We start from the raw sequence: 8,649 nt of genomic DNA on the forward strand, positions 1-8,649 counted from the left end.
ATCCGAGGCTCGGCCACCGATGAGCAGGCCGGGCAGCAGACCCACCGCGTAGATACCGAAGATCGCGTCGAGCGTCGATGTGCTGAGGTGCTGGCGATTGCTGATGGTGGGCATCAGGGCGACGAAATGGTTGGCAATCCATCCGGTGACCAGCAGGACAGCCAAGACGGCGCCGAACTCGCGGTTCGCGCCGGCCGGCGCCGGGCTCCGCCTACGCAGCAAGCCCGTTGACCCATCCGGCGAGATCATGGACGCCACTCCTCCTTATGGTCGCGATCAGACACGACCACAACGCCTGGGAAGTTATTCCCGGTCGGATGGCGATTGCAACGCATTTAACTCGAAGTTCAGGTCCGCGTCCGCTGCTACTGACGCTATTGCGGCCCAGATAGGCGAGCGCCGGCTCTATGATGCGCACGTGGCGACCAGCGGCGATGGGGCGACGTATGCGCCAGTGCCCGGGAAACCCGCACTCCTGTTGGGCGCCTTTGACATCGCCAGTGTGGGATATGTCGCAGAGGAATTCTTCATCTCGGGGTCGGCATCGTCCTACGGTCCTGCGGCTGAACTCACCCCGGATGGCCGGTGGAGCGTGTCGCCGGCAGCAGCCGCCGACTACACCACCCGGATCGTGGCGTTGACCCCGTCGGATCTGGCCCGGTTCAACGGAACGGTGCTCGTCGAGTGGCTCAATGTCAGCGGCGGCATCGATGCACCTGCGGTCTGGATGATGGCGCACCGCGAAATGCTGCGCGCCGGTTATGCCTACGTCGCGGTTTCGGCGCAGCGCGTCGGCGTCGAGGGCGGCGAGAATCTCATGGGCATCGATATGTCACTCAAAAGCCAAGATTCACAGCGGTATTCCCCGCTGCATCATCCCGGCGACGCCCACGCGTACGACATCTTCTCCCAGGCCGGGCGGCTGGCACGCGACGAGGAAGTTCTGCGAGGGCTGCGCGCCGAACACGTCATCGCGCTGGGCGAGTCGCAGTCGGCGCTGTTCCTGACGACCTACATCAACGCCGTCGACCCCCTCGCCCAGGTGTACGAAGGCTTTTTGGTGCATTCGCGATTTGGGACCGCAGCCCCGTTGGACGGCGGCTCGATATTCGAAGCGCTGGAAAGCAACTCGTCGCAGGCGGTCGCGTTTCGTCCCGATCTGCGTGTACCGCTCGTCACGATCATCACCGAGACGGACCTGTTCGGTGGCCGTCGACAGGGCTACTACAGCGCGAGACAGCCTGATAATCAACGACTTCGGGTGTGGGAGATCGCCGGCACGGCGCATGCCGACAACTACACGATTCAGGTGGCACCGATCGATAGCGGGTCTGCAGCGTTGGCTGACGTCGTTGCGGCCTATGCGCCGACGAACATGCTGATGGGTCAGCAACTGGAGCATTGCATCAACTTCGCGCCGCAACACCACTACGTTCTGCAGGCGGCGTTGTCGCAGTTGGACAACTGGGTGAAAACTAAACGGCCCCCGCCCAGCGGCGCAACCATCGAACTGGACGGCGAGCAGCCTGTTCTTGACGAACACGGGCTCGCGCGGGGCGGCGTCAGGACACCGTGGGTGGACGTGCCGATCGCCCGCACATCCGGTGTCGGAGGCGAAGAGAGCACGATGTCGTCGATCTTCGGCTCGGGCGAACTGTTCGACGCCGCGACCGTGCAGCGGCTCTACCCAGGCGGGTTGGCGGACTACTTGAAGCGTTTCACCGCAGCACTGGACGATGCGATCCAGTCGGGCTTCCTGCTGGCCGCGGATCGCGACGAAATTCTTGAACTCGCCGCCGCGACTTTTCCCGGCTAGGACGACCTCAGAGTGGGGCGGCTTCGAGCGTCAGATTGAACAGGGCCCAAGCCATGCAGAACAAAAAGTTGAGCGTGACAAGGACCATGGCCACGAAGATCAGCGTGCGTGCGCCGCGGCGCTTCATCCGCCGGACTCGTGACCTGAACTGGTCGCGCTTGAACTGCGTCGCGATCAGCGCGAAGTTGAAATCTGCCACCTCGGCGTAGGCTGCCGGTGCACCCGCCAGCATCTGCCGAAGCCGATCGGGCGGGGTGGTGATGCCCACGCGTGCGAAGCGCCGACTGAGGCGTCGGGCCTGCCGACGGCCGACGATCTGACTGCCGACCCTCAACCGCTGGGGAAGATGCCCACGATCGTGCCCCCAGGGGGTCGACGGGGTCATCACACGGCGAAGTGTAGCCAGCGGTTCCGGAAGATCGGAAGTACTCGGCGAATGTGCGCAAAAAAAATCTGAATTGTGAGGCCATCCAACACCGATCGGCACGTAACTAGAACGTGTTACAGTTTGGCGGCATGAGCCGCAAACGCGTCGTAGTCGCGGGCTTGGGCGATGTCGGCATTCTCGCCGCGATCCGGCTCGCCAAACATTTCGACGTCGTGGGTATCTCGGTCAAACCAGGATTGGTCAGCGGCCAAGAACTCGGAGTCCGGCTGGCTCGTCCTCGCGACTGGGCCCGCGACTACTGGATCCCGTTCGACAGATTCCGTCGTCTGGATCCGGTACGAATCGTCCAGGGCTCCTTGACCGATGTCGATCTGGATGCCCGAACCGTCTCTGGCCGTGGCGACAACGGCGAAACGTTCGTCGAGGGATACGACGCGCTGGTCATCTCGACCGGGGTCAGCAACGGCTTCTGGCGCCGGCCGACCGTGCAGTCGGCCGCGGAGGTCGGCACCGATCTCAACGCCGCACACAATCGAATGGCTGCGGCGAAGTCAGTCATCGTGGTGGGTGGCGGCGCAGCCGCGGTCACCAGCGCCGTCAACCTGGCAACCACGTGGCCAGACAAGCGAATCGACCTGTACTTCCCCGGCGACCGGGCGCTGGGCGATTATCACCCGCGGATTTGGCGGCGCATCCACGGCCGGTTGACCGAGCTGGGCGTGGGCCTGCATCCGGGGCATCGCGCCGCGCTCGTCAATGGCTTCGCGGGCGACGAGATCACTAGCGGCGGCGTCGACTGGAGCACCGGGCAGCCGGCGTCCTCGGCGGACGCTGTGCTCTGGGCGATCGGGCGAGTCCGGCCCAACACCGACTGGTTGCCGCGCGAGCTGCTTGACGAGAGCGGCTTCGTCCGCGTGACACCGGAGCTTCGGGTGCCGGGGCATCGGGATGTGTTCGCGGCCGGCGATGTGGCGGCCAGCGACCCGTTGCGCAGCTCGGCCCGCAACCGCGGGGACGCGCTGGTGGCCCACAACGTCCGCGCCGAACTCGCCGGCCGACGCTTCCGCACGTACCGAGCGCCCGGCCGCCGTTGGGGCTCGATACTGGGTATTCAACCCAACGGCTTGGAGGTCTTCCTCCCGACCGGCCAGGCGTTTCGCCTGCCGTCATGGCCGGTCGAGCGCCTGGTGATGCCGTTAGTCGTGCGGCGGGGCATGTACGGCGGAGTCCGGGAAAACCACCCGGCGGTCTGAGGACCGCGAGGTCAGCCGCGCTTGCCGCGCACCCACTGGAACGTGCCCACGCTCTTGACGCGCACGCTGGTGAAGCCGTGCTCTTCCAGGATGTCGCCGACTTCGTCCTCGCCGAAAATGTGAGCTCCGCCGGTGGGCAGGGCCCGCCACAGATCGACCGGCGGACGCAGTGTCGGGACCATCACCGCCAGTCGACCGCCGGGCTTGAGCACCCGGGCGATCTCGGACAGCGCGGCCGCCGGATCCGGGATCAGCTGCAGCACCGCGATCGAGACCGCGGCGTCGACGGTCCCATCGCGCAACGGAAGTCGCTGCGCGTCCGCCCGCAAGAACCCAACCTGCGGACCCGCGGCCGCGCGTACCGCCCGCGCGAGCATCGCTTCGGAGATGTCGACGCCCAGTGCAAGGCCGTCGGCACCGGCGGCGTGAGCCAGCGACGTGGTGATGGAACCGGGACCCGAACCAACGTCCAATGCGACGCCGCCCTCCGGGATGTTCAGCCATTCGATGGGCAGTTGCCACGCGGCGATGAACCGGCGGGTCAGGGCCTGGGCGTTGTCGTAGAGGAAGGACCCGATCGGCGATGCCCACACCGCTTGGATAGCGCCATCGTTCTTGGCCACCTCGTCGTCCCCGTCGTCGACTGAGGCGCCGAGCAGGTCCAGGTAGCCGTTACTGACATCCGGCTCGCTCGGTGGGTCAACCAGCAGATCCAGCGCCCGACTCAGTGCGGGCGGCAACGTCGTGCTTACATCTGTCATGTGCGTTCCTTCGGCGAAATATCAAGTTTCACAGGCGTTTACGAATTGACAACCACGATTCGAAGACCCCGTTCTTTCGTCCGCAGCCTACGCCTGGGCACCCGACGCTTCCACCCGCCGAGGTAGCCGCCCCGGCGGCGGCGCTACTGTCGAATCGTGACTACACAATGGTCGCCGAGCCGACTCGGCAACCTGTCCGGCAAACGCATCATCGTGACCGGGGCTACCAACGGAGTGGGCCTCGGTACCGCGCGCCTTCTCGCGCAGGCGGGCGCGCACGTGATCCTGGCCGTCCGCAACACACAGTTGGGCGCAGAGCGAGCCGCCGAGATCGGCGGCTCCACGTCGGTCGCCAAGCTCGACCTCGCCGACCTCTCGTCCGTGCGGGCCTTCCCCGACCAGTTCGACGGCGACGTCGACATCTTGATCAACAACGCCGGAGCGGTCGTCCAGCATCGCACCGAGACGGTGGATGGCTTTGAAATGACCATGGGCACAAACTTTTTGGGCCCGTTCGCGTTGACTAACCTGATGTTGGAGCGGGTGCGCTCGCAGATCATCAACGTCGGATCCGACGCGCACAAGTCGGCGACACTGCGCCTGGACGACATGCACCTGCGCTCGCACAAGTGGACGGCGTATCCGGCGTACGCGCGTTCCAAACTTGCGGTGATGCTCTGGGGCCTCGAACTGGACCGTCGGTTGCGGGCGGCGCAGTCGCGGGTCACAACCCAGCTCACTCACCCGGGTTGGGTGTCGTCGAATCTTTCTCAAGTGTCGGACAAGCCAGTGATGGCAGGTTTTCATCGCGCAGTGACCGTGCTCGCGGACCGGTTCGGCAACGACATCGAGGAAGGCGCGGCGCCGACGCTGTACTGCATCAGCGAGCCGATTCCGACCGGCAGCTACGTGGGTGTCGACGGCCGACTCGGATTGAAGGGCGGCCCGGTGCTTATCGGCCGGTCGACTCTCGCGTGCGACTACGACACCGCCGCAAGGGTGTTCGAGTTCGGCGAAAAAGAAACCGGGACAAGCTTTCCGCTTTAACGGACCGTATTGCTATGTGGGAATCGCGAGGATTGCCACCGCGTCCCCACCGACCGAGACGCCGTCCGCGCCGATTCGCTCGATCAACCGTGCCCGCAGCTCGGTCGCTTTGTCGGCGGCGAGAATCAGCTGGTGGGAGAACGTGAACGCGATGTCGGCCCACTGCTGTGCGGAGTAGTGCAGGTCGTGCGGGTACTTCTGCTCGGTGACGGTGAACCCCGTCGCGGCAATCATGTCGATGACCTCGCCGGGATTCCCGTCGCCCCTGTGGGTTTCGACGTCCATGTAATCCCGGTAGATCGCTTCGAACTCGGCGCGCGTCGGATTGGTCGGCCGTAGCCGATTCCAAATCAGCGCCAGCTTCCCGCCGTCGTCGAGGATGCCGCGGATTTTAGGCAGCGCCACTGCCGGATCCACCCAGTGGAATGAGGCGGCGAATACCACCCGGTCGAATCGACGTCCCGCGGGATCCCAGTCTTCGAAGGTCGCGAGTTCAACGGGGATGCCTTTGGCCTGCGCGACGGCGGCCATCCGGGTGTCGGGTTCGACGGCGAGAACATCGGCGCCACGCTCGATCATCTGCATCGAGGCGATCCCGGTGCCGGCACCCGCCTCCAGGACGCGGTGCGCATCGGGAGCCAGCACATCGTCGATCAACCGGTCGGGATAGCGCGGACGATACGTGTCATAGTTCTGCGCTGCGCCTCCAAATGAGTTGGCGCGCTGGCGATTAGTGAATAAATTCAGTCGCGGTGGCATGTCGCCCAGGGTATCGACGCAACTTATGTCCCCGCTGTGAAGTCGCGTTGGCGGCACGACCTACTGTTTGACGTTCGCGAGCGATCGCTCGAGCGCGCACACCCACCAGTGGCCCGGCACACCTTTCAACTGGTGCTCGCCGCGGTCGGCGAACCGGTGCCGCGAGCCGGTGACGATGTCGCGAACCGTCGAAGACACCAGTACCTCGCTGGGCCCGGCCAGCGCCGCGACACGGGCGCCGATGTGAACAGCCATCCCGGCGACGTCGTCACCGCGCACTTCGACCTCGCCGGCGTGAATACCCACCCGAATCTCGATGCCGAGCACCCGGATCGCGTCGATGAGGGAGTCCGCGCACGCGATCGCGGCGCTTGGACTGGGGAAGGACGCGATGAATCCGTCACCCGCGGTGTTGACTTCGAAGCCGCCGAACCGTTCGAGTTCGTGCCGCACGATGGTGTCGTGGTTTTCCAGCAGGTCCCGCCACCGGCCGTCGCCGAGCAGGGCGGCACGCTCGGTCGAGCCGACGATGTCGGTGAACATGATGGTGGTGAGCACCCGCTCGGCGCCGAAGCCGCCTCGGACGCCGGTGACGAACTCCTCGATCTCGTCGAGCATCGGGGCGGTGTCGCCGACCCAGTACAAGGCGTCTGCGCCAGGCAGCTCGACGAGGTGTGCTCCGGCGATGTGCTCGGCGATATACCGGCCGTTGTCGGCGGGGCAGAACTCGCAGTCCTCGCGGTGTACGACGAGCGTCGGCGCGGTGATCCGAGCCAGGGTGTCGCGGACATCGCAGTGCCGGACGGTCAGGATGATCGCGCGGGCCATGCTGGGTGAAGCCGCCCGGTTTCCGGCCATGTCCCACCACGAGCGGAATGCCCTGTCGTCGACCATGCTGGGCGCGATGAAGCCGAGCATGTCGAAGCCCTGGTCAACGGCATCCGGCTCCATCGCCACCGTCGTGTAAGGGTCTTCCTCCTCGACGATGTCGAAGCCCATCGGATAGTCGGGCGCGCGAAGCGTCCGTGCTGCGCCGTTGACGATCACGAGGTTGTTCACCCGTTCGGGATAGTCGGCCGCCAGGATCAGTCCGGTCATCGAGGCGAACCCGGGGGCGAAAATCGTCGCCCGCTCGCATCCGATCGCGTCCAGCACCGATATGGCATCTTGTGCCCAGAACTTCGGGCCGATCACGTCTCGGGAAACGCGCGACGACATGCCGACCCCGCGCTGGTCGAGCCGAATCACCCGGCTGAAGGACGCCAGCCGCCGGTGAAAGCGGTACATCGACGGCTCGGCGTCGATGGTGTCGATCGGGATGGACGGGCCCGGAAGCACCAGCACGTCGTTCGGTCCATCGCCAAACGCCTGGTAGGCAATGTCGACCTCGCCGCAACTGGCGTAGCGAGTCCGCGGAAACTGCGCCACTGCTACAGGCTAGTTCAGGATGCCGACACGTTTACGAAGTCTTTGATGCGGTTACCGCATACCGGGCCCGCTGCCGCGAGTATGCAGGTAGCAGAAAGCGACGGAGAGGAACAGCGCATGCAGTTGTCGGGTAACACCGTTCTGGTTACCGGAGGTGGTACCGGAATCGGCCGGGGCCTCGCCGAGGCATTTCACCGATTGGGCAACAACGTCATCATCGCCGGTCGGCGCCACGACACGCTGGAAGCCGTCGCGAAAGCCAACCCGGGCATGCAATTCTTGTCGCTGGATCAAGGTGACTCCGCCAACATCCGGCGGTTCGCCATCGAGCTGTCCGACAACCACCCCGACCTCAACGTCCTGGTCAACAACGCAGGAATTCAGCGCGTCGAGGACCTCACCACTGGTAACCCCGGCACGGCCGAACAGACCCTTGCCGTCAATCTGCTCGGCCCTATCCGGCTCACCTCGGCATTGCTGCACTTACTGCTGGGCAGGCCGCGCGCGGCGATCCTCAACGTCACGTCCGGGCTGGCGTTCATGCCGAGCGCGCTCACGCCGACGTACTGCGCCAGCAAGGCAGCGCTGCACTCCTACACGCAGTCGCTGCGTTTTCAGCTGCGCGAGTCAGCGGTCCAGGTCGTCGAAATCATTCCGCCGCGAGTGCAGACAGCGTTGCAGGGCGATCGCGGATTCGACCCGCGGGGAATGCCTCTGGACGAATTCATCAGCGAGACCATGACACTGCTGCAAACCAAGCCCGACGCCGACGAGATTGTCGTGGAGCGAGCCAAGGGATTCCGCTTCGCCGAGCGGGACGGCGCGTTCGACGAGATCTACCCCGTCTTCAACGAGAAGATGACCGCTGACGCCGACTAGGGGAGCAGTGCCATCTCGCGGGCATTCTTGATCGCCGTGGCGACTTGGCGCTGTTGCTGCACGGTCAGACCGGTGACCCGGCGCGACCGGATTTTGCCGCGATCGGAGATGAACATCCGCAACCGGTTTGTGTCCTTGTAGTCAACTACGTTGACGCCCAGCGTTTTCAACAGATTCCGCTTGGCTGGCTTCGTCTCGGATGCAGGGGTGCGTCGGGTGCGCTTCGATTTCTTCGCCATCAGCGTTCCTCCCGGAAGTCGACGTGCCGGCGGACGACCGGGTCATACTTTTTCAGCGTGAGCCGGTCGGGGTCGTTGC

10 protein-coding genes and 1 pseudogene are annotated in these 8,649 nt (G+C 65.0%); 4 read left to right on the top strand and 7 right to left on the bottom strand.

The annotated features are described in order from the left end of the window. Positions 1–249: pseudogene (locus VN856_RS20900) on the bottom strand (MFS transporter); the annotation flags it as partial. A 169-nt stretch (positions 250–418) separates the two neighbouring features. Between VN856_RS20900 and VN856_RS20905 the strand changes: the two are divergent. After that, the gene (locus VN856_RS20905; protein ID WP_325692498.1) at positions 419–1,816 is read left to right on the top strand and encodes an alpha/beta hydrolase domain-containing protein; all 1,398 of its coding nucleotides are present in this window, start codon (positions 419–421) and stop codon (positions 1,814–1,816) included. A gap of 7 nt (positions 1,817–1,823) precedes the next feature. On the opposite strand, the gene VN856_RS20910 is transcribed toward VN856_RS20905, so the two are convergent. After that, a complete protein-coding gene (locus tag VN856_RS20910; RefSeq protein ID WP_325692511.1) occupies positions 1,824–2,201 on the bottom strand; it encodes a hypothetical protein in 378 nt (125 codons plus the stop codon). A gap of 131 nt (positions 2,202–2,332) precedes the next feature. Between VN856_RS20910 and VN856_RS20915 the strand changes: the two genes are divergently transcribed. Then, positions 2,333–3,457, top strand: a complete 1,125-nt coding sequence (locus VN856_RS20915) for an FAD-dependent oxidoreductase (protein ID WP_325692500.1) — start codon at positions 2,333–2,335, stop codon at positions 3,455–3,457. Between the two features lie 11 nt (positions 3,458–3,468). Here the strand turns inward: VN856_RS20915 and VN856_RS20920 are convergent, their stop codons facing one another. Next, a complete protein-coding gene (locus VN856_RS20920; protein WP_325692502.1) occupies positions 3,469–4,218 on the bottom strand; it encodes a methyltransferase domain-containing protein in 750 nt (249 codons plus the stop codon). Positions 4,219–4,374: 156 nt separating this feature from the next. Here VN856_RS20920 and VN856_RS20925 point away from each other — a divergent pair, with 156 nt between their 5' ends. Continuing rightward, positions 4,375–5,265 carry an SDR family NAD(P)-dependent oxidoreductase gene (locus VN856_RS20925; RefSeq protein WP_325692504.1) on the top strand — a complete coding sequence of 297 codons (891 nt, stop codon included), beginning with the start codon at positions 4,375–4,377 and terminating at the stop codon, positions 5,263–5,265. 12 nt (positions 5,266–5,277) lie between these two features. On the opposite strand, the gene VN856_RS20930 is transcribed toward VN856_RS20925, so the two are convergent. Then, the gene (locus tag VN856_RS20930; protein WP_325692506.1) at positions 5,278–6,024 is read right to left on the bottom strand and encodes a class I SAM-dependent methyltransferase; all 747 of its coding nucleotides are present in this window, start codon (positions 6,022–6,024) and stop codon (positions 5,278–5,280) included. Between the two features lie 60 nt (positions 6,025–6,084). Beyond that, positions 6,085–7,452, bottom strand: a complete 1,368-nt coding sequence (locus tag VN856_RS20935; RefSeq protein WP_325692508.1) for an adenylate/guanylate cyclase domain-containing protein — start codon at positions 7,450–7,452, stop codon at positions 6,085–6,087. 117 nt (positions 7,453–7,569) lie between these two features. Here VN856_RS20935 and VN856_RS20940 point away from each other — a divergent pair, with 117 nt between their 5' ends. Continuing rightward, a complete protein-coding gene (locus tag VN856_RS20940) occupies positions 7,570–8,331 on the top strand; it encodes an SDR family oxidoreductase (RefSeq protein ID WP_325692513.1) in 762 nt (253 codons plus the stop codon). Here VN856_RS20940 and rpsR read toward each other — a convergent pair. Both rpsR and rpmG read right to left on the bottom strand, forming a co-directional pair. Further along, positions 8,328–8,570: a 30S ribosomal protein S18 gene (rpsR, locus tag VN856_RS20945; RefSeq protein ID WP_325692510.1), complete on the bottom strand. Its 243-nt coding sequence runs from the start codon at positions 8,568–8,570 to the stop codon at positions 8,328–8,330. The two genes, VN856_RS20940 and rpsR, sit on opposite strands and share 4 nt — an antisense overlap. Beyond that, positions 8,570–8,649, bottom strand: an 80-nt coding sequence (gene rpmG, locus VN856_RS20950; protein WP_325692515.1) for a 50S ribosomal protein L33, incomplete at its 5' end; no start/stop codon positions are given. The genes rpsR and rpmG, both read right to left, overlap by 1 nt.

The organism is Mycobacterium sp. (assembly GCF_035603715.1).
In the GTDB taxonomy this organism is placed as follows: domain Bacteria; phylum Actinomycetota; class Actinomycetes; order Mycobacteriales; family Mycobacteriaceae; genus Mycobacterium.